Source organism: Thermodesulfobacteriota bacterium (assembly GCA_026415035.1).
GTDB lineage: Bacteria > Desulfobacterota > BSN033 > BSN033 > UBA1163 > RBG-16-49-23.
The window spans coordinates 1-548 of sequence record JAOAHX010000073.1 but is presented as its reverse complement, the minus strand read 5'-3'; the positions used below and the strand labels follow the sequence as shown (position 1 = coordinate 548).

Sequence of the window (548 nt, the reverse complement as noted above, 5' to 3'; positions counted from 1 at the left end):
ACTTACCCCTCTTCCCTTAAGGAGTGCGTTATCATGTGGGGGACTGCTATGTATATGAGCCATCTTTGGCGATTGCTTTTATCCTTCCTGATCGGCAGCGCCGCGATCCAGGCGCCAGCGGGTGCCGCGGAGGATCTCATGACAGATCAACGCCATCGCTTAGTAGACCTCATCCAGGCCGAGGTCCGGGCCACGGCCCAAGAGCTTGGCTTTGACCGGCTCGACCCCGAGGTGGAACGGGCGCTGCGCACCGTGCCGCGCGAGCGTTTTGTCCCTGAATCCGAGCGTGCCTTGGCCTATATCAACTTGCCTCTGCCGATCGGTCAGGGTCAGACCATCTCCCAGCCCTATATCGTCGCCATCATGACCCAATTGCTGGGGGTCAAGGCCGGCGAGCGGGTCTATGAGCTGGGTACAGGCTCAGGCTACCAGGCCGCTGTGCTTGCCGAGATGGGGGTTCGGGTCTATACGGTCGAGATCGTCCCCGAGCTTGCCGAACGCGCAGCCAAGACCCTGGAATCCTTAGGCTATACCGACCGCGTCCAGGT

General features: G+C 60.9%; 1 protein-coding gene. It reads left to right on the top strand.

The window, feature by feature from the left end; all coding sequences use genetic code 11:
* Positions 1–252: 252 nt before the first annotated feature.
* The coding region (locus N3G78_14915) for a protein-L-isoaspartate(D-aspartate) O-methyltransferase (protein MCX8119207.1) at positions 253–548 on the top strand (296 nt) is incomplete at its 3' end.